Genomic DNA, 24,672 nt, shown 5'->3' on the forward strand with positions numbered 1-24,672 from the left:
GCATAGGGCGCCGTCCCGTTGTGCCCACCCGTCCCGCCCCAGCGGGACGATTGCCCACAACGGGGGGGGCGGGGGGTGGGGGCGGGACGGGTGCCCGCAACGGGCGGGGCGGGGGGTGGGGTGGGAGGGTTGCCCGCAACGGGCGGGGCGGGGGGGCGGGACGATTCACAACGGGGGGGGGCGGGCGCGGGGCGATTGCCCGCAACGGGCGGGCGCTCCGGGGGGCTACACCTCCCGCACGTTCGCCGTGAAGTTCATGTCCGGGTAGCGGTCGCCTGCTACCTGGGCGGCGATCGGTTCCAGGGAAGCGAGTTGGGGGGTGGTCAGGGTGATGTGGGTGGCTGCTGCGTTTTCTGTCAGGCGGGTGCGGGTGCGGGTGCCGGGGATGGGGACGACGGTCAGGTTGTGGGTGGTGGCGCGGTGGTGGACCCAGGCCAGGGCGATCTGGGCGGGGGTCGCGCCGTGTTCGGCGGCGATCGTGCGGACCGGGGCGAGGAGGGCCGCGTTGCGGGTCGCGTTGGTGCCGGAGAAGCGGGGCTGGTGGCGGCGGAAGTCGGTGTCCGAGAGGTCCTTGGTGGCGTCGGCGAAGGTGCCGGTGAGGAAGCCGCGGCCGAGCGGCGAGTAGGGGACGAGGGTCACGCCGAGTTCGGCCGCCGCGCCGACCGCGCTGCGCTCGACGTCGCGGGAGAACAGCGACCACTCCGACTGGAGCGCGGCGATCGGGTGCACCGCGTACGCCTCGCGCAGCTCGGGGCCGGTCACCTCGCTCAGGCCCAGGTGCTTCACCTTGCCCTCCTGGACGAGCTCGGCCATCGCGCCGATGGAGTCGGCGAGGGGGATGTTCGGGTCCCTGCGGTGCATGTAATAGAGGTCGATGGTTTCTACTCCGAGGCGGCGCAGGCTTGCTTCCACCGCGTTGCGGAGGTACGCGCGGTCGTTGCGGATGCCCCGGTAGTGGGGGTCGTCGGCCCGCCGCTCGATGGCGAACTTGGTGGCGAGAACGATCTCGTCGCGGTGCGCGGCGACGAAGGGCGCGAGGAACTCCTCGTTGGCGCCCTGCCCGTAGACATCGGCGGTGTCTATGAGGGTGACGCCCGCCTCCAGGGCCGCTTCGAGGGTGTCTCGGGCCGCCGCCTCGTCGGTGTCACCGTAGAACTCGCTGATACCCATGGCGCCGAAGCCCTGCACGCCGATCTCGGGGCCGTCCTGGCCCGCGCCGAGGCGTACGGTGTCGATCCTGCCGTTGCTGCTGCTCATGAGGTGCTGCCTCCGCATACGGTGCCGTAGTGGTCGATCTTGAGGTCGAGCACGGCGAGGGTGTCCTGTAGCTCGGCGATCCGGGTCAGGACGTCACGCCGGGTGGTCTCCAGGAGCGCGCGCCGCTCGGCGTGGGTGTGGGCGCCCTCGCGTACGAGCTCGGCGTAGCGGACCATGTCGGCCACCGACATCCCGGTCAGCCGCAGCTTGCCGACGAACGCCAGCCAGTCCAGGTCGCGCCCGGTGAAGCGGCGCTGGCCGGTGTGCGAACGGTCGACGTGCGGCATGAGGCCGATCCGCTCGTACCAGCGCAGGGTGTGCGCCGAGAGTCCGGTCAGGGCGGCCACCTCACTGATCGTGTAGCGGTCCTTCCGCACCTGCGGCGTCGTGCTCTCGATCAAGCTCATGAACGTAACGCTAGAAGGTTGGAGTGCACTCGAAGCAAGGGGGCCAAGTACGCTCGGCACCATGCTCAGCAGCCTCCAGACCCTGGCGTCGATCGAGAACTGGCCCGTCCCCACCGCGGCCGCCGCCGTCGTCCGCGCGGACGGCACCCTGGCCGGCGCGCACGGCCCCACCGGCCGGCGCTTCCCGCTCGCCTCCGTCACCAAGCCGCTCGCCGCGTACGCCGTCCTCGTCGCGTACGAGGAGGGGGCGATCGACCTCGACGAGCCGGCCGGGCCCGAGGGCGCGACCGTGCGGCACCTGCTCGCGCACACCTCCGGGCTCGCCTTCGACGAGAACCGGGTCATGGCGGCGCCCGGCGCCCGCCGGATCTACTCCAACACCGGCTTCGAGGCGCTCGGCGACCATGTCGCCAAGGCCACCGACATCCCCTTCGCCGAGTATCTGCACCAGGCGGTCCTGGAGCCGCTGGGCATGACCTCGACGACCCTGGAGGGCTCGCCCGCCAAGGACGGCGTGTCGACCGTGGACGACCTGGTGCGCTTCGCCGCCGAGGTGCAGGCGCCGCGGCTGCTCGACGCGCGGACGGTGCTGGACGCGATGACCGTCACGTACCCCGGTCTCACCGGCATCCTGCCCGGCTACGGGCACCAGAAGCCCAACGACTGGGGCCTCGGCTTCGAGATCCGCGACGGCAAGACGCCGCACTGGACGGGCGCCTCGTCCTCGCCGCGTACCTTCGGGCACTTCGGCCAGTCCGGGACCTTCCTCTGGATCGACCCGGACGCCGGTGCGGCCTGTGTGGCGCTGACCGACCGGCCCTTCGGGGCGTGGGCGGTCGAGGCGTGGCCGCCGTTCACGGACGCGGTCCTCGCGGAGCTGCGGGGCGCCTGAGGCGCGCCCACAAGCGTCAGTCGGTCTCGCAGCGGGCCGCGGGCAGCGGCCCGTCCGTCCCCGCGACGACGACCTCGGCGGCCCGGCCGAGGTCCTCGGCGTAGGAGGTCGTGCAGATCAGCTGGCGTACGGCGACCGGGTCGAGGTCCTGGACGCGGACGGAGAGACGGACGGTGAGCCGGGGCCGCTGGTCGGGGCCCGGCTCGCGCACCGCGTGGGGTTCGCCGCCGCCGTGGAAGTCGATCCGGGTGGTGAGGCCCGCGGCGCGTTCCCGCTCGTCCGGCCCCCCGATGAGGGTGTACAGCACCTTGTCGGTGGAGACCTTGTACGGGGGCGGCTGGGTGACCGGGCTCCCGTTGCCGCCGTCGACGACACGGTGGAAGCCGAGGTCGCGGGCGACCGGCATCAGCCGGCCGTCCCGGGCGACGAAGAACAGCAGCATCCTGGGGCTGCCGGTCGGGTGCACGGTGACCGGCGCCCCGGCTCCGGCCTCCACGACGTCGCTCTTCTGTATGCCGCAGCCGGCCAGCGGCAGCAGGGCCAGCAGGGCGGCTGCCGCACACCGGCGGGCACGGCTCGCGGCGCGACTCACAGCGGGATCCTGACGGTGAAGACGGCGCCCCCCTCGGGGCGGTTGGCGGCGACGACGGTACCACCGTGCAGCCGGACGTTCTCCAGGGTGATCGCGAGGCCGAGTCCGCTGCCCGCCGAGCGGGTACGGGCCGCGTCGGCCTTGTAGAAGCGGTCGAAGACGTGCGGGAGGACGTCCTGGGGGATGCCGGGGCCCCGGTCGGCGACCTCCGTGACGAGCCAGGCGTCCTGCGCGTACACCCGGACCGTCACCGGCGGTGCGCCGTGCCGCAGCGCGTTGCCGACCAGGTTGGCGACGACGACGTCGAAGCGGCGCGGGTCGAGGGGGGCGCGGATGCCGTCCGTGAGCTCGGTGACGATCTGGGCCGGGTCGGTCCAGTGCCGGTTCTGGAGGGTCTTGCGGACCGAGTCGGCCGCGTCGACCTCGTCGGTGTGGAGCTCGGCGGCGCGGGCGTCGAAGCGGGAGATCTCCATCAGGTCCTCGACGAGGACGGCCAGTTTGCCGGTCTCGGCGCTGATCAGGCGGACCGCGCGGGCGGTGTCGGAGTCGAGGGTGCCGGCGTCCTCGTCGAGCACCTCGGTGACGGCGAGCATCCCGGCGAGCGGGGTGCGCAGCTCGTGGGAAACGTCGGAGGCGAAGCGGCGGGCCCGGGCCTCGGCGTTCCGCAGCTCGGTGACGGAACGTTCCAGCTCGGCGGCGGACTCGTTGAAGGTGCGGGCGAGTTCGGCCAGCTCGTCGCTGCCCTTGGCGTGGATACGGGTGTCCAGGCGGCCCCGGCCCATGCTGTGGGCGGCCAGCCGCAGCTCCCGCACCGGCCGCAGCACGCCCCGCGAGGCGACGAGGGCCGGGATCAGGGCGACGAGCAGCGCGGGCAGGGCTCCGTCGCGGGCGGCGGTGACCATGGCCTCGATGTTGGCCTCCTCCTCGCCGAGGTCCATCACCGCGTACAGCACGAGCCCGGTGGCGCTGCCCTCGGGGAAGCCTCGGTAGTAGTCGCCGAAGACGGCGGGGACGGCGATGGTGAGGTACGGGGTGCCGTCCTTGACGACCCGCTGGAAGCTGCCGTGGGTGGCGCCGGGGGCGGTGGCGCGGCGGCGCAGCTCGGGGGTGAGGACGCTCGACTCGGGCCGGTCGGTGGAGGACACGCGCAGGTCGCCGTACTCCGCGTACACCCGCCAGGGCCGGGGCTTGCCCAGCTTGGCGATGCCCTGGAGGGCGGTCCGCAGGCCCTCGGCTTCGACCGGCAGTTGGGTGTTGAGGGTCTCGACCTGCTGGCGGAAGGCGGTGACGGCGGTGTCCTGGGTCTGCTCCAGGATCGCGTTGCGGGCGGCCCGGTAGGTGAGGGCGGCGGTGGTGCCGCAGCCGACGGCGGCGACCAGCAGGAAGGCGAGGACGAGCCGGGTGCGCAGCCCGAAGGGGTGCAGGCGTCTGCGGCGGGTGTCGGAGTGTCTGCCCCCGCCGGGCACATGGGCTCTCACAGCGGTCCGAAGCGGTAGCCGAAGCCGCGCAGGGTCTGGATGTAGCGGGGGTCGCCGGGGGTGTCCTCGATCTTGTTGCGCAGGCGCCGGACGCAGGCGTCGACGAGCCGGGCATCGCCGTGGAAGCTGTGCTCCCAGACGTGTTCGAGGAGCTGCTGGCGGCTGAAGACCTGCTCGGGGGCGGCGGTGAGGTGGAGCAGCAGCTTGAGCTCGGAGGGGGCGAGGGCGATCCGTTCGCCGTTCTTGGCGACGGTGAGCCCGGCCCGGTCGACGGCGAGCTCGCCGTGGAACTCGACGGCCGGGCGCCCGGCGCCGGGCTCGTCGATCCGGCGGAGCACGGCCCGGATGCGGGCCTCGATGACCTCGGTACGGGCGGGCTTGACGATGTAGTCGTCGGCGCCCGCCTCCAGGCCGATGACGACGTCGAAGTCGTCGCCGCGCGCGGTGAGCATGATGATCGGCAGCTGGCTGGTCTCGCGGACCTGGCGGCAGACCTGGACGCCGTTCATCCCGGGCAGCATCAGGTCGAGCAGCAGCAGGTCGGGGCGGAACTCGCGCAGCGCGGCGAGCCCGGCCTCACCGGTCGCGGCGGTGCGCACCTCGTGCCCGCGGCGCCTGAGCCCGAGCTCGACGCCTTCGCGGACGGAGGGGTCGTCTTCGATCAGCAGCACGCGTGGCATTCGTGGAGTATCCCAAGGTCGGTCGGAAGCGCTCCCCGCCGGGGAGGGGATCCGGGCGGGGAGCGGGCAGGGGGGGCGGCGGGCGAGGGGGTCCTCAGCGCCGCCGGGTGAGACGGGCGGTGAGGCCCGTGAGGAGGGTCTGGAGCTCCGTGAGCCGAAGCGGCCGGGCGAGGAGCGCGAAGACGGCGAGCACGGCGGCCGCTCCGGCGAGCCCGGAGAGGAGGGACCCGGCGCCGGTGGCGCGGTCGGCGACGAGCAGGCCGAGCGCGGCGGCGGGGACGGCGGCGACGAGGAGACGGAGCAGGGCGGCGGCGGAGCCGGTAGCCGTCTCCTCGCCGCCCGGCCCCGTCCCCGTACCCCTCAGCCTGCGCCCGAGCACGTACGCCGTGAGGCCCCAGCCAGCCCACAGCGCGAGCGAGTAGCCCGCGGCCATGCCCGCCACGGCCCAGCGGGCGGGCAGGACGGCGTACGCGCAGAGGGCGAGGCCGGCGTTGAGGCCCGCGATGACGAGGTTGAGGAAGAAGGGGGTGCGGGTGTCGCGCAGGGCGTAGAAGGCGCGGGTGCAGACGTACTGGCCGGAGAGGGCGATCAGGCCGGGGGCGAGGGCCATCAGGATCCAGGCCATCGAGCGGACCGCGCCCGCGTCGGTGCGGCCGTAGCCGAAGACCAGGCCCATCAGCGGGACGGCGAGGGCGAACAGCGCGCACGCGGCGGGGACGATCGCCGCCATGCTGGTGCGCTGCGCGTAGGCCACGTCCCGGCGCACGCCCGCGAGGTCGTCCTCGGCCGCCGCCGCGCTCATGCGCGGCAGCAGGGCCGTGACCAGGGCGACCGTGACGATGCCGTGCGGGACGGCCCACAGCAGATAGGCGTTGTTGTACGCGCTGAGCCCGGCGCCCTCGGCGCGTTGACCGGCCGCCGTGGCGATCTTGGTGGTCACCCAGTACGCGGCCTGGTTGGTGAGGACCAGGAGGACCAGCCAGCCCGCCGCCTTGAGGGGCGCGGTCAGGCCGCTGCCCCGCCAGTCGAAGCGGGGCCGCCAGCGGAAGCCGGCCGCCTTCAGGGAGGGCAGGAGGGCGAGGGCCTGGAGGGCGATGCCCGCGGTGGTGCCCCAGCCGAGCAGGGCGGTCTCGCCGGGGGTGAGCTCCCCGCCCGCCGAGACGGCGAGGAAGAGGCCGAAGACGCCGACCACGACGACGTTGTTGAGGACCGGCGTCCACATCATCGCGCCGAACCGCCCGCGCGCGTTCAGCACCTGCCCGAGCAGCGTGAACAGGCCGAGGAAGAAGATCTGCGGCAGGCAGGAGCGGGCGAAGGCGACGGTCATGTCCCGCTGCGCGCCCGTGTAGTCGGTGTAGCCGTCGACGATCGCGGGGGCGGCGAGGACGGCCACACCGGTCAGGACGGTGAGGGCGAGCACGCAGACGGTGAGCAGCCGGTCGGTGTAGGCCACACCGCCGTCCGCGTGCTCCTTGGCCGCCTTGACCAGCTCGGGGACGAAGACCGCGTTGAGCGCGCCGCCGAGCAGCAGCATGTAGACGATCGTGGGGACGGAGTTGCCGACCGCGTAGCCGTCGGCGACGAATCCGGTGCCGATGGCCGCCGCGACGACGGCGGAGCGTACGAAGCCGGTGGCGCGCGAGACCAGCGAACCGGCCGCCATCAGCGCGCCGCTGCGCAGCACGGACGACGAGGCCCGGCTCTCCGTCACGGTGGCCGTCATCGACGGGCCAGATACGCCTGGAAGGCGCGGTACAGCGTGTGGTTGGTCGTGCCCTGCAACGGAATCTCCCACTCCCCCAGCGTCTCGACGACCTGCCCGCCGGTGCCCAGCTTCCAGCGGAGCAGCCCGTGGCCTCGGTCGTCCGGATCGAGGGTGGAGGGTACCCCGCGCATGTCGTAGACGTCCGCCCCGACCGCGTGGGCGTCGAGCATCATGCGCCACTGGAGCGCGTTGGAGGGGCGGACCTCGCGGCGGTGGTCGGCGGAGGCGCCGGTCTGGTACCAGACCCGCCGCCCCACGGTGATCATGGTGTGGGCGGCCAGGATCTCGCCCTCGTGGCGGGCCAGGTACAGCTTCATCCGGCCCGGGTACTCGGCGTTCAGGACGGCGTACTGGCGCTCGTAGTACGCGAGGGAGCGGCCGAGCCGGAAGCCGTCGCGCTCCTCGGTGATCCGAAGCAGCCGGAAGAACTCGGGGAGGTCGGCGGCGGAGCCGACGACGACCTCGACACCGGACTTGCGGGCCTTGCGGATGTTGCGCCGCCACTCCTGGTTGAGCCCGGACCACAGGTCGTCGGAGCTGCGGCCGGTCAGCGGCACCTGGTAGACGAGGCGCGGCTGGGCGTCGGCGCCGTCCTCCGACTCGCCGCCGCAGCGCTTCCAGCCCCGGGCACGCAGCCGTTCGGCGACGGCCGAGCCCAGCGGGTCGACCTCGGTGGCGAGCACGTCGGCGAGGCGCCGCCCCGGCCCGGCGTGCGCCTTGAGGGTGGCGGCGGACCAGCGGCGGTAGTCGGGCCCGGGGCCCATCCGCACGGCGAAGACGCCGGAGGCCCGCAGGTGCCCGAGCAGCGGCTGGAGCCAGCCGTCGAGATCCGGGTCGGCCCAGTCGGCGACGGGCCCCTCGGGCAGGTAGGCGAAGTACTTGCGGGTGCCGGGGAACGCCCGCAGGAGGACGAGCGCGACGCCGGTCAGCTCACCGGACTCGGGCCCCCACCCTACGAGTTGATGCGTCCAGCCGTCCTTGACCTGCGCCCAGGAGGGCAGTTGGAGGAAGCTGGGCCCGTGCGGGCCGGTCGAGCGGGCGGCGAGGAAGGCGCGGTACACCTCGGGGGTGACGGGGCCGAGCCGCAGCGCGGGGCGAGCGGGCGCGGGCGTCACGAGCAGCGCTGACACAACGAGGGCCTCCTTGTTCCGCCCCTCGGTGGGTGGGGCGCACAGCAGGCTCACAGCCGGTATTGACCACTCCGCGCGAGGAATGTGACCGGACGATGACCGTTTCTCTTCAGCCCCCGTCACATGCCCCGGGGACCCGTCACGGCCCCCCGGCGGCGGCCTACAGTCCGGTACATCCCACCGATATCCGCTCTCCACCTCCGACGGAGGCCTGCCGTGCTGCGCACCCACATACGCGTCCCCCTGTTCCTGATCGCGGCCGCGTCGCTGACCGCCTGCTCGACGGCGGCGGCCGACCCCCAGTCCCCGGCGGCGAAGGCGCCCGCCGACGACACCCCCGCGACGGTGACCGTGGCACCCGCGACGGCCGGCCGCCCGGTGACCGTGACGGCCAAGGGCGGCACGCTGGCGACGGTGAAGGTGGTCGACGAGGACGGCACCGAACTCCCGGGCCGCACCACGTCCGGCGGCGCCTCCTGGTCCTCCGACCGCAAGGCCGCCCCCGGCACCACGTACACCGTGGAGGTGACCTCACGCGGCCCCGGCGGCAAGGAGACGAAGGACAAGAAGTCCCTCTCGACCCCCGCCGCCGACAAGGTCAACAAGCTGACGCTCGCCCCCGGCAAGAACACCACGGTCGGCGTCGCCCAGCCCCTGTCGATCGTCTTCGACCGCCCGGTGACCAACAAGGCCGACGTCGAACGCCAGCTGAAGGTCACCACCTCCAACTCCACCGAGGGCTCGTGGGGTTGGCTCAAGGACTACTCGGGCAAGGACCGCGCCGACTGGCGCCCCAAGGCGTACTGGAAGCCCGGCACGAAGGTCACCCTCGACGCGACCCTGAACGGCACGGACTCCGGCGACGGCTGGTTCGTCCGCGACTACCGCACCGGCTTCACCGTCGCCGCCCAGTCCCAGGTCATCAAGGTCGACCTGGACCGCAAGAAGCTCACCGTCGTACGCGACGGGCGCCCCGTCCGCACGATCCCCGTCTCCGGCGGCACCCCCGGCGGCGACAAGCGCTCCTGGCGCGGCACCGCCGTCCTGATGGCCAAGGAGGGCACGATCAACATGAACTCCGAGACCGTCGGCCTCGGCGACGCCTACAACAAGGACGTCGACTACTCGATGCGGCTCACCTGGTCCGGCATGTACGCCCACGCCGCCCCCTGGAACGCCCCCTATTTCGGCCGAGCCAACAAGAGCTCGGGTTGCATCGGCATGAGCACCGAGAACGCCACCTCCTTCTACGCCTCCGTCCGCGTCGGCGACCCCTTCGAAATCACCGGCGCCGACACCAAGGGCGTCGTCGCCGAGGGCAACGGGTATGGCGCGTGGAATCTCGACTGGGCCGCCTGGCAGGCGAAGAGCGCGTTGCGCTGACGCGGTCGGGTCACCCACAGGAGTGGTCGTACGGGGATCCCGCCTCCGGCTCGCGATGGGCTGGCTACGCTCGGCGGCACAGCGACACGGAACGCCGTGCTCATCGCAGGCCGGAGGTAATCGCCATGGCCAAAACCGTTCAACTCGACCCCAGCGCCTCGCCCTTGGACTACTACGGCTGGGAGCTGCGCCGCTTGCGCGAAGCGCACGGGCTCAAGCAGCAGCAGTTGGGCGACATCATCTTCTGCACGGGCTCCCTGATCGGGCAGGTCGAGTGCGCGAAGAAGATCCCCACCCGTGAGTTCTCCGAACGGCTGGACGCGGCACTCGGCACGGGCGGGCTCTTCAGCCGGCTCGTGGGACTGGTGCTGCGCAGCCAGTTGCCGACGTGGTTCCAGCCGTTCGCGGCGATGGAGGCCATCGCTACGTACATCTCCACCTTCCAGACGCAGCTGGTGTACGGGCTGCTCCAGACCGAGGAGTACGCGCGGGCGGTCCTGGCCACCGGCATGCCGGACGGCATCGACGGTCTGCTCGCGGCGCGCATGGAGCGCCAGCGCATCCTGGAGCGGAAGTGCCCGCCGCTCGCCTGGGCCGTGCTCGACGAAGCCATCCTGCACCGGCCGATCGGCGGCCGTGACGTGATGCGGAGGCAACTGGCCCACCTGCTGTCCTTCGCCGACCACCGCTGGATGCGCATCCAGGTCCTGCCGTTCGAAGCGGGCGAACATGCCAGCCTTGATGGCTCGTTCACCCTTCTCCGTTTCGACGAAGACCCGGACATCATCTACACGGAGGACCTGATCTCGGGCCACATGACCGCCAACCCCGACACCATCAGGGAAGCCGCGCTCCGTTACGCTCACGTGCAGGCCACCGCCCTCTCCGTAGGGGATTCGGCGGCACTGATCGCCCGCGTGATGGAGGAACGTTATGGAGACCCGTCCTGAGCTGACCAGCGCGCGGTGGCGTAAGTCCAGTTTCAGCGGAAGCACCGGCGGCGAATGCGTCGAGTGCACCGTCATCGGCGACGCAGCTTGGCGGAAGTCCTCGTACAGCGGCAACACCGGCGGCGACTGCCTCGAAGTCTCCGACAACCGTCCCGGTGTCGTCCCCGTCCGGGACAGCAAGAACCCCGCCGGGCCCGTCCTCATGGTCCACGCCGCCGCCTGGCAGACCTTCGTGGACGGCGTCCGCTAGGACATCTCCCAGATCAACACCTCCGCGTCACCGGTCGCGAGCAGGGCCAGGCCCTCCGCGCCGGTGACGCGTGCCGCGTCGCCCTCGCTCAGCTCCTCGCCCGCGAGGCGGACCGTGCCGCGCGTCACGTGCGCGTAGACGAAGGGCGCGTCGGGGACGGCCGCGCGCTCGCCCTGCTCCAGGCGGCGTACGTGCAGCATCGCGCCCGCCGCCGGCAGGGCGTACGGGGTCGCGTCGGCGATGCCTCGGACCACGTCGTACGCGGGGGTGCCGCCGGAAGCCAGCGGGGCCAGCCACATCTGGACGAAGACCAGGGGGTCCGGGCCGTCGTTGCGCTCGATGTGCCGGACGCCCTCGGCGGCGCTGAGGTGCTGGAGGTCGCCGGGGCGGACGACGGTCGCGTGGCCGGTCGTGTCGCGGTGGGTCAGCTCGCCCTCGACTACCCAGGTCACGATCTCGGTGTGACTGTGCGGGTGCTCGTCGAAGCCCGCGCCCGGGGCCAGGCGCTCCTCGTTGACGGCGAGCAACGCGCCGAAGCGGAGGTTGTCGGGGTCGTAGAAACGGCCGAAGGACAGGGCGTGGCGGGTCTCGATCCCGGCCTCGGGGTCGCCTCCGGGGTAGCGGTCACCGGCGCGCTGGATGCGTATCACGGGTTCACGGTAGCGGCGAGCCACGGGCAGGCTGTCCGCGAAACCGCCCCGACCCCGCACGCGGCCGTCCGGATAAGGCAGTCTTGTCCCCGTGTCTGAACCCGTGAACGCCGCTCACCCGCATGCCGCGACCCTGAAGCGCCTCGAACAGTCCTCGGGGCGGCTCGCCGCCAGCGCCATCGCCCGCATGGACGAGACGCTGCCGTGGTACCGGGCGATGCCGCCCGAGAACCGGTCGTGGATCGGTCTGGTCGCCCAGGCCGGTATCGCCGCGTTCACCGAGTGGTTCCGGCACCCGGAGACGCCACAGGCGATCTCCACCGACGTCTTCGGCACCGCGCCCCGCGAGCTGACCAGGGCGATCACGCTGCGCCAGACCGTCGAGATGGTCCGGACGACCATCGAGGTCATGGAGAGCGCGATCGACGAGGTCGCCGCCCCCGGCGACGAGCGGGTGCTGCGCGAGGCGCTGCTCGTCTACGCGCGGGAGATCGCCTTCGCCACCGCCCAGGTGTACGCGCAGGCGGCCGAGGCGCGGGGCGCCTGGGACGCGCGCCTTGAGTCGCTGGTCGTGAACGCGGTGCTGTCCGGGGAGGCCGACGAGGGCGCCGTGTCCCGGGCCGCCGCGCTTGGCTGGAACTCGCCGGAGAACGTGTGCGTGGTGCTCGGCACCGCCCCCGACGGGGACAGCGAGCTGACCGTGGAGGCGATCCGGCGGGCCGCCCGGCACGCCAAGCTCCAGGTGCTGACCGGCGTGCTCGGGGACCGGCTCGTGGTCATCGCGGGCGGCAACGACAACCCGCTGGCCGTCGCGAAAGCCCTGATCGGGCCGTACGCGCAGGGTCCCGTGGTCGCCGGGCCCGTCGTGCCGGACCTGCTGGCCGCGACCCGGTCCGCGCAGGCCGCCGCCGCCGGGCTCAAGGCCTGCTCGGCCTGGCAGGACGCCCCCCGGCCGGTCCTCGCGGACGATCTCCTGCCGGAGCGCGCCATCGCCTCCGACCCTTCGGCCCGCGACCAGCTGGTGGAGGAGATCTACAGACCGCTGGAGGAAGCGGGCTCGGCGCTGCTCGAAACACTCAGTGTCTATCTGGAGCAGGCGAGCAGCCTGGAAGGCGCGGCCCGGATGCTCTTCGTCCACCCGAACACCGTGCGCTACCGGCTTCGACGTGTGACCGACGTCACCGGCTGGTCACCCTCCGATGTGCGCTCCGCCTTCACCTTGCGGATCGCGCTCATCCTCGGGCGCTTGGCCGACGCGGAGACGCAGTCCTAGACTTTTGTCGAACACCAACAATTCCGTCTACGGTTCTTCGTCCTTGTCCCCACGGGCGTCCGGGACCGTCCCCAAGAGAGAGTGTGAGGGTGCTCGTACTCGTCGCTCCCGGCCAAGGCGCTCAGACGCCCGGCTTCCTGACTCCCTGGCTCGAACTCCCCGGTGCCGCCGACCGTGTCGCGGCCTGGTCCGACGCCATCGGGCTCGACCTTGCCCACTACGGCACGAAGGCGGACGCGGACGAGATCCGCGACACCGCCGTGGCCCAGCCGCTGCTGGTCGCGGCGGGTCTGCTGTCCGCCGCCGCGCTCGGTGACGTCGCGCCCGGCGCCGTCGCCGGTCACAGCGTCGGCGAGTTCACCGCCGCCGCCTTCGCGGGCGTCCTCGACGACACCGCCGCGCTGCGTCTCGTACGCACCCGTGGTCTGGCGATGGCCGAGGCCGCCGCCATCACGAAGACCGGCATGTCGGCGCTGCTCGGCGGCGACCCCGAGGTGACCGTCCCGCACCTGGAGAAGCTGGGCCTGACCCCGGCCAACGTCAACGGCGCCGGCCAGATCGTGGCCGCCGGCACCCTGGAGCAGCTGGCCGCCCTGGCCGAGGACAAGCCCGAGGGCGTCCGCCGGGTGGTCGCGCTCCAGGTCGCGGGCGCGTTCCACACGCACCACATGGCCCCGGCCGTGGAGAAGCTGGCGGCGGCCGCGCAGGAGCTGTCCCCGGCCGACCCGGCCGTGCGCTACGTCTCCAACAAGGACGGCCAGGTCGTGACCGGCGGCGCCGAGGTCATCGCGCGCCTGGTCGGCCAGGTCGCCAACCCGGTCCGCTGGGACCTGTGCATGGAGACCTTCAAGGAGCTCGGTGTCACCGGCCTGATCGAGGTGTGCCCCGGCGGCACCCTGACCGGCCTCGCGAAGCGCGCCCTGCCCGGTGTCCCCACCGTGGCCCTGAAGACCCCCGACGACCTCGACGCGGCCCGCACGCTTGTCGCCGAGACGGCCACGGCCTGACAAGGAGTGTCGAGAAGCATGGCGAAGATCAAGCCCAGCAAGGGCGCCCCGTACGCGCGCATCCTCGGCGTCGGCGGCTACCGCCCGACCCGTGTGGTGCCCAACGAGGTGATCCTGGAGAAGATCGACTCGTCCGACGAGTGGATCCGCTCGCGCTCCGGCATCGCCACCCGCCACTGGGCGTCCCCCGAGGAGACCGTCGCCGCGATGTCGGTGGAGGCCTCGGGCAAGGCCATCGCCGACGCCGGGATCGCTCCCGAGCAGATCGGCGCGGTCATCGTCTCCACGGTGTCGCACTTCAAGCAGACCCCGGCGGTGGCCACCGAGATCGCCGACAAGATCGGCGCCGGCAAGCCGGCCGCGTTCGACATCTCCGCCGGCTGCGCGGGCTTCGGCTACGGCCTCACCCTCGCCAAGGGCATGATCGTCGAGGGTTCGGCCGAGTACGTGCTTGTGATCGGCGTGGAGCGGCTGAGCGACCTGACGGATCTGGAGGACCGCGCGACGGCCTTCCTGTTCGGCGACGGCGCCGGTGCCGTGGTCGTCGGCCCCTCGGACGAGCCGCACATCGGCCCCACGGTGTGGGGTTCGGAGGGCGACAAGTCCGAGACGATCAAGCAGACCGTGCCGTGGAACGAGTTCCACGTCGGCGACGTGTCGAACCTCCCGCTCGACAGCCAGGGCGACATCAAGTTCCCGGCCATCACGCAGGAGGGCCAGGCGGTCTTCCGCTGGGCCGTCTTCGAGATGGCGAAGGTCGCCCAGCAGGCGCTGGACGCCGCCGGCATCTCGGCGGACGACCTGGACGTCTTCATCCCGCACCAGGCGAACATGCGGATCATCGACTCGATGGTGAAGACCCTCAAGCTGCCGGAGCACGTCACGGTCGCCCGTGACGTGGAGACCACCGGCAACACCTCGGCCGCCTCGATCCCGCTCGCGATGGAGCGGCTCCTGGCGACCGGCAAGGCGAAGAGCGGCGACACCGCGCTCATCATCGGCTTCGGGGCGGGTCTCGTCTTCGCCGCGACGGTCGTTACTCTCCCCTAGGCACTCCGGATTCCCGGAAAGCCTCTTTTTTCTCAGCACCCACAAGAAGGAGCGCCACCATGGCCGCCACCCAGGAAGAGATCCTCGCCGGTCTCGCCGACATCGTGAACGAGATCGCGGGCATCCCGGTCGAGGACGTCCAGCTGGACAAGTCCTTCACCGACGACCTGGACGTCGACTCCCTGTCCATGGTCGAGGTCGTCGTGGCCGCCGAAGAGCGCTTCGACGTCAAGATCCCCGACGAGGACGTCAAGAACCTCAAGACGGTCGGCGACGCGGCCGGCTACATCCTCCAGCACCAGGCCTGATTCGGGCCTAGCTGACCCGGTTCGCCACCCGGCGGTGGCGCCGCATTTCGACCATCACACACATGGAGAAAGAATTCCTGTGAGCTCGACCAATCGCACCGTGGTCGTCACCGGTATCGGCGCAACCACTCCGCTGGGTGGCGACTCCGCGTCCACCTGGGAGGGCCTCCTCGCCGGCCGCTCCGGCGTGAAGCCCCTGGAGGGCGAGCGCTTCGAGCAGCTGCCCGTACGGATCGCCGCGCGTGCCGCGGTGGACCCGTCCGAGGTCCTGCCCCGCCCGCTGGCCCGCAAGCTGGACCGCTCGGCGCAGTTCGCGCTGATCGCGGCCCGCGAGGCGTGGGCCGACGCGGGTTACACCGCGCCCGCCGGTGAGGACGAGAAGATCGTCCCCGAGCGGCTCGGTTCCGTCATCGCCTCCGGCATCGGCGGCGTGACGACCCTGCTCGACCAGTACGACGTGCTGAAGGAGTCCGGCGTGCGCCGGGTCTCCCCGCACACCGTGCCGATGCTGATGCCCAACAGCCCCTCCGCCAACGTCGGCCTTGAGGTGAACGCCCGCGCGGGCGTGCACACCCCGGTCTCGGCGTGCGCGTCGGGTGCCGAGGCGATCGGCTACGCCGTCGAGATGATCCGTACCGGCCGTGCCGACGTGGTCGTCGCGGGCGGCACCGAGGCGGCGATCCACCCGCTGCCGATCGCGGCCTTCGCCAACATGATGGCGATGTCCAAGAACAACGACGAGCCCCAGCTCGCCTCGCGCCCCTACGACAAGGGCCGGGACGGCTTCGTCCTGGGCGAGGGCGCGGGCGTCGTGATCCTGGAGTCCGAGGAGCACGCGAAGGCGCGCGGCGCGAAGATCTACTGCGAGGTGCTGGGGCAGGGCCTGTCGGCCGACAGCCACCACATCGCGCAGCCCGAGCCGACCGGCCGGGGCATCGCCGCCGCCATGCAGAACCTCCTGGACTCGACGGACCTCAAGCCGTCCGAGGTCGTCCACCTCAACGCGCACGCCACGTCGACGCCGCAGGGCGACGTCGCCGAGATCAAGGCGCTGCGCCGGGTCCTGGGCGACGACCTCGACCATGTCGCGATCTCCGCGACCAAGTCGATGACGGGCCACCTCCTGGGCGGCGCGGGCGGCATCGAGACCGTCGCGACGGTCCTGGCCCTGCACAACCGCCTGGCCCCGCCGACCATCAACGTCACCGACCTCGACCCCGAGGTCGACGCCGACATCGTCCGCGACGAGCCGCGCGAGCTGCCCCAGGGCACGATCGCCGCGATCAACAACTCGTTCGGCTTCGGCGGCCACAACGTGGTGCTGGCGTTCCGTACGGTCTGAAGCATCGTGTGACGTTCCGTCACGACGAAGGCCCACCCCCGGTCGGGGGTGGGCCTTCGTCGTGTCAGACCACCTGGTGGAGCCAGCGGACCGGGGCGCCCTCGCCCGCGTACCGGAAGGGCTCCAGCTCGTCGTCCCAGGGCTTGCCGAGGAGGCGGGCGATCTCCGCCTCCAGGACCGTCTCGCCCTGGGCCGCGCGGGCCAGGGCGGCGCGCAGGCGGTCCTCGGGGATCAGGATGTCGCCGTGGATGCCGGTGACCGCGTGGAAGATGCCCAGCTGGGGCGTGGCGCTGTAGCGCTCGCCCTCGGCGGACGGGCAGGGCTCGGCGGTCACCTCGAAGCGGAGCATCTGCCAGCCGCGCAGGGCGGAGGCGAGTTTGGAGGCGGTGCCGGCCTGGCCCTTCCAGGAGAGCTCGGCTCTCCAGGTGCCGGGGGACGCCGGCTGGCGGATCCAGTCGAGCTGGACCCTCGCACCGAGGACACCCGCGACCGCCCATTCGACGTGCGGGCAGAGCGCGCGCGGTGCGGAGTGTACGTACAGGACTCCACGTGTCGTCACCGGGACCTCCAGTGTGGGACGAGGTTCACCTTGCCCAGCGGCCTCAGTAAACACATCAGGAGCAGATCTTCGCAAACCCCCAAAAAGGGGACAGCAAGTGACGTGATGCAATTTACCGGACCCATTCGGCCGAGGCGCCTCTGGTTCGACGGGGAAAAGCTACCGTGCCGCGCCCACATCGCGGTGACGTACGGTCGCTCAGGGGCGGGTGGACACGAAGCATTCACTCGCGAGGACGCCGAGGAGGGGCTCCCAGGATGCGCGGGCGACGACGAATCCGTACCACCGCCGCCGCGGCGGTCGCGCTGCTGTGCGTCGCGGTGCTGCCGGGCTGCTCCGCGTCGGGCGGGCCGGCGGACACCGCGAAGCCGACACCGAAGCCGACGCCCTCGTGGGACCCCTCCCCCGGCTCCGTGGCCGCCGTCGGGGACTCCATCACCCGCGCCTTCGACGCCTGTACGGTCCTGTCGGACTGCCCCGAGGCCTCCTGGGCCACCGGCACGGACGCGGGCGTCAACAGCCTGGCCCTGCGGCTCCTCGGACCGGAGGGCGTACCGGGCCGCAGCTGGAACCTGGCCCGCACCGGGGCGCTGATGGCGGAGCTGCCGGAGCAGATGGCCGCGGCGGCGGCCGAACGCCCCGAGCTGGTCACGGTCATGATGGGCGCGAACGACGCCTGCCGGGCGCGGCCCGAGCTGATGACCCCGGTGGAGGACTTCCGCGCCTCGTTCACGACGGCGCTCGGGCGGCTGCGGGCCGGGGCGCCCAAGGCGCAGGTGTACGTGTCGAGCGTGCCGGACCTGAAGCGGCTGTGGGCGACCGGCCGGGTCAGCCCGCTGGGCCGTCAGGTGTGGAGCCTGGGCGTCTGCGGCGCGATGCTGGCGGACCCGGAGGACCTGGGCCCGGCGGCGGAGGACCGCAGGAACCGGGTGCGGGACCGGGTGGTGGCGTACAACCGGGTCCTGAAGGAGGTCTGCGCGAAGGACGCACGCTGCCGCTACGACGACGGCGCGGTCTTCGGCTTCCGCTTCGAGGGCGGGCAGCTGAGCCCGTGGGACTGGTTCCATCCGAGCCGGGACGGACAGGCACGGCTCGCGGAGATCGCGTACCGGCGGATCAGCGCGGGGTAGGGGTAGGGGTAGGGCCGGGGACACGGGTGGGCCCCGGGGCGGGAGAACGGCTGAAGGCCCCGGGGCGGGAGTCAGGTGCCGCCCCGGGGCCGGTCGCGGGGGGCCGGGAGATCGGGTCTCCCTGGCCCGAGATCAGACCTCCCGGGCGGGAGATCGGGTCTCCCGGGCCGGGGATCAGACCTCCCGGGCGGGAGCCGGACCCCCGGGCGGGAGCCCGATCCCCGGGCCGCCGGTCAGATCTCCAGCGTCGCCGTCAGTCGCGCGTCCGCCAGCGAGTGGGCGGCCAGGACGTCGTACCGGCCGGGGACGAGGGTCCAGGTGTTCGTGGCCTCGTCCCAGATCTCGAAGGCGCGCTGCGGCAGCTCGACGGTGATCTCGACCGTCTCGCCCGGGGTCGCCTCGACGGTCGCGAAGGCGGCCAGCCAGCGGGCCGGGCGCTCGACCGTGTCGGCCACCGGGGCCAGGTAGAGCTGGACGGTCTCGCGGCCGGTGCGGTCGCCGGTGTTGGTGAGGCGGACGGTGGCGCTGTCCGGGGTGACGACGAGGGAGTCGTACGTCCAGGTGGTGTAGCCGAGGCCGTGGCCGAAGGGGTACGCGGGGGTGGCGCCGGCCTTGTCCCAGGCGCGGTAGCCGATGAACACGCCCTCCTCGTAACGGAGTTCGCCGCCGGTCGGGGTGACCTCGGTGACGGGGACGTCGGCCAGGGCGACGGGCCAGGTGGTGGGGAGGCGGCCGCCGGGCTCCTCGGCGCCGGTGAGGACGTCGGCGAGCGCGGCGCCGCCCTCCTGGCCGGGGAACCAGCTGAGCAGGATCGCCGCCACGTCGTCGCGCCAGGGCAGCTCGACCGGGGAGCCCGCGTTGACGACGACCACGGTGTTCGGGTTGGCGGCGGCGACGGCCCGGACGAGGTCGTCCTGGCGGCCGGGCAGGGCGAGGTCCTTGCGGTCGAAGCCCTCGGACTCGACGCGCTCGGTGGTGGCGACGACCACGACGGCGGTCTCGGCGGCGCGGGCGGCCTCGACGGCTTCGGCGATCAGTTCGTCGGGGTCACGGCGCGGACCGAGGTGGACGAAGGAGAACATGACGGCCGGCAGCGGGGCCGCGAACTCCTTGTCCAGGGTGTGCAGCAGGGAGACCTCGACGGTCTCACCCGCGGTGAGGGCGACCCTCCCGCGCTCGACGGGCGAGCCGAAGAAGGCCTCGAAGGGGTCGGTCTCGGGGCCCATGACCTGGGCACCGTCGAAGAGGGTCCGCCCGGCGACGCTGAGGACGAAGGCGCCGAGGCCCCGGGTGCCGAAGGAGTGCTCGCCGGTCTCGCGGGGCGTGAAGGCGCCGATGACCTCGATGGAGGCGAGGGTGTCGTGGGTGACACCGGCCGGGAGGTCGTCGCCGATCCACTGGACCTGGCCGTTGGGCAGGGTGCCCTCGCCGAGGACGGTGCCGTCGGCGTCGCGGCAGACCGCGCGGAGAGTGAAGCCCTGATCGGCGGGGGCGAGTTCGTCGCTGGGGTCGGCGCCGACCGAGAAGGTCAGCGCGCCCTCGGGCAGGGCGGCGGTGAGGCCGTCGAGCGGGGAGACCGTGTGGTCGGGGAAGACCTGGGCCGAGCCGCCGCCGAGGACGCGGGCGTCGCGGGCGGCGGCGCCGGAGAGCGCGACGGCGCCCGGCTTGAGCGGCAGGGCGCCGTTCTCGTTGCGGACGAGGACGAAGCCACGGCGGGCGACCTCGCGGGCGAGGGCGTCACCGTCGATCGCGGCGGGCGGCTCGGTGACGACGGCCGGGGCGCCTTCGAGGGCGCCGACGCGGGCGGCGAGCCGCAGGACGTTGCGTACGGCGGCGTCGACGGTGGACTCCTCGACGTCGCCGGTGCGGACGGCGGCGGCGAGCGCCTCGCCGTACACGGTGTGCGGGCCGGGCATGGCGACGTCGAGGCCGCCCTCGATGTCGCCCTTGGTGTCGCGGGCGGCCATCCAGTCGGAGACGTTGTAGCCGTCGAAGCCCCACTCGCCGCGCAGGACCTCGTTGACGAGGTAGCGGTGCTCGGTCATGGTCACGCCGTTGACCTGGTTGTAGGCGGTCATGATGCCCCAGGGGTGGGCGTTCCTGACGATGGCCTCGAAGGGCGCGAGGTAGAGCTCGCGGAGCGGGCGCGGGGCGATCCGGTTGTCGACGGTGAAGCGGTCGGTCTCCGCGTCGTTGCCGACGAAGTGCTTCACGGTGGTGCCGACGCCGCCGTCCTGGACGCCCTGGACGTAGCCGGTGCCGATGGCGCCGGTGAGGTACGGGTCCTCGCTGTAGGCCTCGAAGTGGCGGCCGCCGAGGGGCGTGCGGTGCAGGTTGACGGTGGGGGCGAGGAGGACGTGGACGCCCTTGCGGCGGGCCTCCTGGGCGAGCAGCCGGCCCGCCCGGCGGGCGAGCGCCGGGTCCCAGGTGGCGGCGAGGGCGGTCGGGGACGGCAGGGCGACGGACGGGTCGTCGGCGGTCCAGCGGACGCCCCGGACGCCGATCGGGCCGTCGGACATGACCAGGGAGGCCAGCCCGATCTCGGGCAGCGCCGGGAGCGACCACATGTCCTGACCGGCGAGCAGCCGGGTCTTGGCGTCCAGGTCCAGCTTGGCCAGGGCCGCCTCGACGGCCTCCTCGCGCACGGTGTCCGCGTTCGTCTCCGGCACGCCTACCTCCTCGTTGAAGTACTGATGCCGCCATGGTGACCCGATTACCTGTAGATCGGTAGGTTACGTTAGCGTTTCGTTATCAAAGGTATGACGTACGGTCCTCCTGACAGGGACCTTCGGAAGGGGGACGCGGCGATGGCACGGGCCAGGAGCGAGGAGCGGCGGGCGGAGATCGTCCGCGCCGCCCTTGAGGTGATCGCCGAGCGGGGCTACCGGGGCGCCTCCCTCGGCGCGGTCGCCGAGCGGGTCGGGCTCACCCAGCAGGGGCTGCTCCACTACTTCCCCACCAAGGAGGCGCTGCTCGTCGCCGTCCTGGAGGAGCGGGACCGCTGGGACACCAGCGGCGGCCGGGAGCGCGAGCACTGGCGGCTCGACCTCATGGAGTCGCTCGTCGAGTACAACGCGATGCGGCCCGGCATCGTCCAGACCTTCTCCGCACTGCTCGGCGAAAGCGTCACGGAGGACCACCCGGCCCGCGCCTTCTTCACCGAGCGCTACACCCAGGTGCGGGAGAACATGGCCGACGTCCTGCGCGCCGAGTACGGCGACGAACTGCCCGGCGGCCTCACCCCGGAGCGCGTGGCGCCACTGCTCACGGCGGTCATGGACGGACTCCAGTACCAGTGGCTCCTGGACCCGGACGCGGTGGACATGGGGGCCTCCTTCCGCGACTTCCTGGCGCTGCTCCGGCAGGACTCGAAGCGGACGGCGTGACACACAACTGAGGGCCCCATAGCGGGAGTCACGGAAGGGAAGCGATACTTCCGGCGCCCGTCACCGCCGTACGGAAGGACCCCCGTGCCCGCGATACGCAGCACGCTCGCCCTCGCCCTCGCCGCCGCCTCGCTCGCCGTGGGGGCGCCGCCCGCCGCGGCGGCCCCGGCGCCCGCCGTCACCGTGGAGGAGGCCCGGCTCGACCGGGCCGCGCCCCAGGAGATCCTGCGCAGGAGCGGATTCGACACCCTGGGACCGGAGTTCGCCGAGGCCCTCGCCCGCGCCCGCACGATCGGGCAGGCCGAGCACACCGTCGTACGGTACGGATCCGGGCTCTGGCGGCAGGCGGTCGACCGGGCGCAGGGGCGCGGGCCCGCGCGCGGCGACCTCTCGCGGGACGACGACCGGCCGCTGTACTGGGCGCGGCTCGCCCTCACCCGCGAACTGCGCGGCTGGCAGCCCGGGTTCGGCGTCACCGAGGAGGGCCGGGCCCGGCTCATGGACCGGCTCGAACGCTCCTCGCGCGGCCAGGACTCGATCCGCTACCCGGCGGGCAAGGGTGTCAAGGGTGTCAAGCGGATCCTGCTGACCGGCTTCGACCCCTTCACGCTCGACCGTGACGTGCGGATCAGCAACCCCTCCGGGGCCACCGCGCTCGCCCTCGACGGCACCTGGCTGCGCACCGCCGACGGCTCGCTCGCCCGGGTCGAGACGGCCGTCTTCCCGGTCCGCTGGGAGGACTTCGCGGACGGCACGGTCGAGCGGACGCTGCGCCCGCACCTGCCCGAGGTGGACCTGTTCACCACCGTGAGCCAGGGCCGTCCCGGCCGCTTCGACATCGAGCGCACCAACGGCGCCTGGCGCGGCGGCTTCCCGGACAACGAGAACCTGTCCAGGACCGGGACGGTGCCGGTGGCGCCGGACCCGGCGGACGGTCAGGGGGCGCAGCCCCAGTGGACGTCGACGACCCTCCCGTACGCGGCGATCACGGCGGCGGCCACCGGGCGCTTCCCGGTCTACGACAACACCTCGGTGACCGAGGTCCCGGCCGGGACGGACACCCCCGTGGTCCGCCCCGCCGGCCCGACGCCGGGCTCGCTGGCCCGGTCGGGCGGCGGCGGCAACTACCTCTCCAACGAGATCGCCTACCGCGCCACCCTGCTGCGCGACCGGCTCGGCCTGACCGGGCTGCCCGGCGGCCATGTGCACACCCCGGTGCTCCAGTTCGGCACCGCCAACGCCGACCCGGCGACCGGCACGGTCACCGATCCCGACTTCGTCCGCAACCGGCTGGACATCATCGCCCAGGTGCGGGCGATCGTGGCGGTGGCCGCGGGCTCCTGACCGGCCGCGAAGCCCCGACCGGCCGCGGGCTCCTGATCAGCGGGTGATCGCGGCCAGGTCCTCGCCCGCGAGGGCCGGGTCGCGGGTCAGGGCCGCGTGCACGGCCGCCAGGACCGGGAGCTCCGCCGTCCCGGTCGCCAGGGCCACGTCCTTCGCGGCCAGCGCGACCGGGAAGTGCGAGCCGACCGCGCCGGCCCGGGCGACGGCGCCCGCGAGGGGGCCCGCGGCGAGGGTGCGCAGGGCCAGTTCGCGGGGCAGGCCGAGCGCGTCGGCGAGGGTCAGCGACTCGGCGACCAGGGCGACCCCGCCGATGGCCGCGTTGATGAGGACCAGCTTGAGGGCGGCCCCGGTGCCCGGGCCGCCGCACGCGGTGACGGTGCCGAGCCGGGCGAGGAGCTCCGCGACGGGCCCGGTGTCGCCGCCCGCGAGGATCAGCAGCTCGCCCGACGCGGCCCGGTCGACGCTGCCCATGACCGGCGCGTCGATCAGGGTGACGCCCCCGGGCAGCCGCCCGGCGAGCTCGCGGACGGTGTCGGGGCCCACTGTCGAGGTGTCGATCCAGTACGTGCCCGGGCGCAGCGCCGGGACGATCGCGTCGGCGACGGCGAGCGCGGCGGCCGGGTCGGCCAGCATGGTGACGACCACGTCGGCGTCCGCGACGGCCTCGGCGGGCCCGGCGGCGCGCACGGCCCCGGCGGCGACGAGCCCGTCGGCCTTGCCGGGGGTGCGGTTCCAGACGGTCAGCGGGTGACCGGCGTCGAGGAGGCGGCGGGCCATGGGCAGGCCCATGGAGCCGAGCCCGAGGAAGGCGATGCGCTGCCGGGCGGAGTGGGTGGTGTCCGTGGTGTCCGTCGTGTTCATGGCTTCGACGCTAGGCCCAGGCCCTCCCATGCGACAAGCGAATGTCTAGCATGACAGCCATGCCCCCTCCTCATGGCTTGTACGAGGTGTTCCTCGCCGTCGCCGACCACGGCTCCTTCACCGCCGCCGCCCGCACGCTCGGCTACACCCAGTCCGCGGTCTCCCGGCAGATCCAGGCCCTGGAGGACGAGACGGGCGCCGCCCTCTTCGAGCGGCTGCCGCGCGGGGTGCGGCTCAGCGAGGCGGGCCGGGTGCTGCTGCCGCACGCGGAGGCGGTCCGGGACCGGCTGGCGGTCGCCCGGACCGAACTGGCGGCGCTGCGCACCCTGGAGGGCGGGCTGCTGCGGCTCGGCGCCTTCTCCAGCGCGGGCGCCTCCCTCGTACCGCGCGCGCAGGCGGCGTTCAGGGAGCGGCACCCGGGGGTCGTGGTGACCCGGGTGGAGGGGCCGTCGGTCAAGCACCTGGCGCTCGTCGCGGCCGGGGAGGAGGACCTGGCGGTGGTCAGTCCCGCCGCGGGTGGCCGCACGCCCGAGGGGGTGACGCTCCATCACCTCCTGGACGAGCCGATGCTGGTGGCCCTGGCGCCGGGGCATCCGTACGCGGGGCGGCGGGCGGTGCGGCTCGCGGAGCTCGTCGACGAGGAGTGGATCGTCGGCAACGAGCGCCTGGAGGACACCCTGTTCCGGCCCGTCGTCGCCGCCGGGCTGCGGCCGCGCACGGGGCTCGTCGCCCACGACTGGATCGCCAAGCTGGGCGCGGTCGCGGCGGGCCTCGGCGTCACCCTCGTACCGGCGCTCGCGGCGGCCTCCGTACGGCGGGACGTGGCCCTGGTGACGATCCACCCGGACGACGTGCCGTGGCGGCGGATCTGCGCGGCGGCCCCGGCGGCGCCCACGGCGGCGTCGACCGCCTTCCTGGGGCTGCTGCGCGGGACGGCCCGCGAGCTCGCTCCGGGCTGGGCCGAGGGCTAATACCCCC

Annotated in this window: 24 protein-coding genes; 13 read left to right on the forward strand and 11 right to left on the reverse strand. The window is 73.0% G+C overall.

Annotated features, from left to right (window positions below; translation table 11 throughout):
- Positions 1–225: 225 nt before the first annotated feature.
- Complete coding sequence (locus tag ABTZ54_RS33800; RefSeq protein WP_351671050.1) at positions 226–1,257, reverse strand: aldo/keto reductase; 1,032 nt, start codon at positions 1,255–1,257, stop codon at positions 226–228.
- Complete coding sequence (locus tag ABTZ54_RS33805) at positions 1,254–1,664, reverse strand: MerR family transcriptional regulator (protein ID WP_351671053.1); 411 nt, start codon at positions 1,662–1,664, stop codon at positions 1,254–1,256. The genes ABTZ54_RS33800 and ABTZ54_RS33805 overlap by 4 nt, the downstream gene beginning before the upstream one ends.
- Before the next feature lie 61 nt (positions 1,665–1,725).
- On the opposite strand from ABTZ54_RS33805, the gene ABTZ54_RS33810 reads away from it, so the two are divergent.
- Entirely contained in the window at positions 1,726–2,556 is an 831-nt protein-coding gene (locus ABTZ54_RS33810; protein WP_351671056.1) for a serine hydrolase domain-containing protein, read from the forward strand.
- Between the two features lie 16 nt (positions 2,557–2,572).
- Here the strand turns inward: ABTZ54_RS33810 and ABTZ54_RS33815 are convergent, their stop codons facing one another.
- From ABTZ54_RS33815 to ABTZ54_RS33835, 5 genes are all read right to left on the reverse strand, one after another.
- Positions 2,573–3,148: a hypothetical protein gene (locus tag ABTZ54_RS33815; RefSeq protein WP_351671058.1), complete on the reverse strand. Its 576-nt coding sequence runs from the start codon at positions 3,146–3,148 to the stop codon at positions 2,573–2,575.
- Positions 3,145–4,626, reverse strand: a complete 1,482-nt coding sequence (locus ABTZ54_RS33820; protein WP_351671061.1) for a sensor histidine kinase — start codon at positions 4,624–4,626, stop codon at positions 3,145–3,147. The genes ABTZ54_RS33815 and ABTZ54_RS33820 overlap by 4 nt, the downstream gene beginning before the upstream one ends.
- On the reverse strand, positions 4,623–5,306 hold the full coding sequence (locus tag ABTZ54_RS33825) for a response regulator (RefSeq protein ID WP_351671064.1): 684 nt from the start codon (positions 5,304–5,306) through the stop codon (positions 4,623–4,625). The genes ABTZ54_RS33820 and ABTZ54_RS33825 overlap by 4 nt, the downstream gene beginning before the upstream one ends.
- A 94-nt stretch (positions 5,307–5,400) precedes the next feature.
- On the reverse strand, positions 5,401–7,029 hold the full coding sequence (gene murJ / locus ABTZ54_RS33830; protein ID WP_351671067.1) for a murein biosynthesis integral membrane protein MurJ: 1,629 nt from the start codon (positions 7,027–7,029) through the stop codon (positions 5,401–5,403).
- On the reverse strand, positions 7,026–8,201 hold the full coding sequence (locus ABTZ54_RS33835; RefSeq protein ID WP_351671070.1) for a lipid II:glycine glycyltransferase FemX: 1,176 nt from the start codon (positions 8,199–8,201) through the stop codon (positions 7,026–7,028). The genes murJ and ABTZ54_RS33835 overlap by 4 nt, the downstream gene beginning before the upstream one ends.
- Positions 8,202–8,417: 216 nt before the next feature.
- On the opposite strand from ABTZ54_RS33835, the gene ABTZ54_RS33840 reads away from it, so the two are divergent.
- From ABTZ54_RS33840 to ABTZ54_RS33850, 3 genes are all read left to right on the forward strand, one after another.
- Entirely contained in the window at positions 8,418–9,584 is a 1,167-nt protein-coding gene (locus tag ABTZ54_RS33840) for a L,D-transpeptidase family protein (RefSeq protein ID WP_351671147.1), read from the forward strand.
- Positions 9,585–9,709: 125 nt separating this feature from the next.
- Complete coding sequence (locus tag ABTZ54_RS33845; RefSeq protein WP_351671150.1) at positions 9,710–10,534, forward strand: helix-turn-helix domain-containing protein; 825 nt, start codon at positions 9,710–9,712, stop codon at positions 10,532–10,534.
- Positions 10,518–10,784, forward strand: a complete 267-nt coding sequence (locus ABTZ54_RS33850; protein ID WP_351671153.1) for a DUF397 domain-containing protein — start codon at positions 10,518–10,520, stop codon at positions 10,782–10,784. The genes ABTZ54_RS33845 and ABTZ54_RS33850 overlap by 17 nt, the downstream gene beginning before the upstream one ends.
- Here the strand turns inward: ABTZ54_RS33850 and ABTZ54_RS33855 are convergent.
- Positions 10,781–11,434 carry a pirin family protein gene (locus ABTZ54_RS33855; RefSeq protein ID WP_351671156.1) on the reverse strand — a complete coding sequence of 218 codons (654 nt, stop codon included), beginning with the start codon at positions 11,432–11,434 and terminating at the stop codon, positions 10,781–10,783. The two genes, ABTZ54_RS33850 and ABTZ54_RS33855, sit on opposite strands and share 4 nt — an antisense overlap.
- Positions 11,435–11,525: 91 nt before the next feature.
- On the opposite strand from ABTZ54_RS33855, the gene fasR reads away from it, so the two are divergent.
- From fasR to fabF, 5 genes are all read left to right on the forward strand, one after another.
- Entirely contained in the window at positions 11,526–12,707 is a 1,182-nt protein-coding gene (gene fasR / locus ABTZ54_RS33860; RefSeq protein ID WP_351671159.1) for a fatty acid biosynthesis transcriptional regulator FasR, read from the forward strand.
- An 89-nt stretch (positions 12,708–12,796) separates the two neighbouring features.
- Positions 12,797–13,714: an ACP S-malonyltransferase gene (locus tag ABTZ54_RS33865; RefSeq protein ID WP_351671162.1), complete on the forward strand. Its 918-nt coding sequence runs from the start codon at positions 12,797–12,799 to the stop codon at positions 13,712–13,714.
- Between the two features lie 18 nt (positions 13,715–13,732).
- Positions 13,733–14,764: a ketoacyl-ACP synthase III gene (locus tag ABTZ54_RS33870; protein ID WP_351671165.1), complete on the forward strand. Its 1,032-nt coding sequence runs from the start codon at positions 13,733–13,735 to the stop codon at positions 14,762–14,764.
- Positions 14,765–14,823: 59 nt separating this feature from the next.
- A complete protein-coding gene (locus ABTZ54_RS33875; protein WP_351671167.1) occupies positions 14,824–15,072 on the forward strand; it encodes an acyl carrier protein in 249 nt (82 codons plus the stop codon).
- A 79-nt stretch (positions 15,073–15,151) separates the two neighbouring features.
- Complete coding sequence (gene fabF / locus ABTZ54_RS33880; RefSeq protein WP_351671170.1) at positions 15,152–16,414, forward strand: beta-ketoacyl-ACP synthase II; 1,263 nt, start codon at positions 15,152–15,154, stop codon at positions 16,412–16,414.
- A 64-nt stretch (positions 16,415–16,478) separates the two neighbouring features.
- On the opposite strand, the gene ABTZ54_RS33885 is transcribed toward fabF, so the two are convergent.
- Complete coding sequence (locus ABTZ54_RS33885) at positions 16,479–16,973, reverse strand: DUF3145 domain-containing protein (RefSeq protein WP_351671173.1); 495 nt, start codon at positions 16,971–16,973, stop codon at positions 16,479–16,481.
- Positions 16,974–17,230: 257 nt separating this feature from the next.
- On the opposite strand from ABTZ54_RS33885, the gene ABTZ54_RS33890 reads away from it, so the two are divergent.
- The gene (locus tag ABTZ54_RS33890; protein ID WP_351671176.1) at positions 17,231–18,103 is read left to right on the forward strand and encodes an SGNH/GDSL hydrolase family protein; all 873 of its coding nucleotides are present in this window, start codon (positions 17,231–17,233) and stop codon (positions 18,101–18,103) included.
- Between the two features lie 233 nt (positions 18,104–18,336).
- Here the strand turns inward: ABTZ54_RS33890 and ABTZ54_RS33895 are convergent, their stop codons facing one another.
- Positions 18,337–20,772: a beta-glucosidase gene (locus ABTZ54_RS33895; protein WP_351671179.1), complete on the reverse strand. Its 2,436-nt coding sequence runs from the start codon at positions 20,770–20,772 to the stop codon at positions 18,337–18,339.
- A 138-nt stretch (positions 20,773–20,910) separates the two neighbouring features.
- On the opposite strand from ABTZ54_RS33895, the gene ABTZ54_RS33900 reads away from it, so the two are divergent.
- Both ABTZ54_RS33900 and ABTZ54_RS33905 read left to right on the forward strand, forming a co-directional pair.
- Entirely contained in the window at positions 20,911–21,489 is a 579-nt protein-coding gene (locus ABTZ54_RS33900; RefSeq protein WP_351671181.1) for a TetR/AcrR family transcriptional regulator, read from the forward strand.
- Between the two features lie 93 nt (positions 21,490–21,582).
- Positions 21,583–22,833 carry a pyroglutamyl-peptidase I gene (locus tag ABTZ54_RS33905; RefSeq protein ID WP_351671229.1) on the forward strand — a complete coding sequence of 417 codons (1,251 nt, stop codon included), beginning with the start codon at positions 21,583–21,585 and terminating at the stop codon, positions 22,831–22,833.
- A gap of 36 nt (positions 22,834–22,869) precedes the next feature.
- Here ABTZ54_RS33905 and ABTZ54_RS33910 read toward each other — a convergent pair whose 3' ends face one another.
- The gene (locus ABTZ54_RS33910) at positions 22,870–23,694 is read right to left on the reverse strand and encodes an NAD(P)-dependent oxidoreductase (protein WP_351671184.1); all 825 of its coding nucleotides are present in this window, start codon (positions 23,692–23,694) and stop codon (positions 22,870–22,872) included.
- A 50-nt stretch (positions 23,695–23,744) separates the two neighbouring features.
- On the opposite strand from ABTZ54_RS33910, the gene ABTZ54_RS33915 reads away from it, so the two are divergent.
- Complete coding sequence (locus ABTZ54_RS33915) at positions 23,745–24,665, forward strand: LysR family transcriptional regulator (protein ID WP_502997363.1); 921 nt, start codon at positions 23,745–23,747, stop codon at positions 24,663–24,665.
- Positions 24,666–24,672: the final 7 nt, after the last annotated feature.

The sequence above is a fragment of the Streptomyces sp. NPDC094032 genome (assembly GCF_040303965.1).
Taxonomy (GTDB): domain Bacteria; phylum Actinomycetota; class Actinomycetes; order Streptomycetales; family Streptomycetaceae; genus Streptomyces.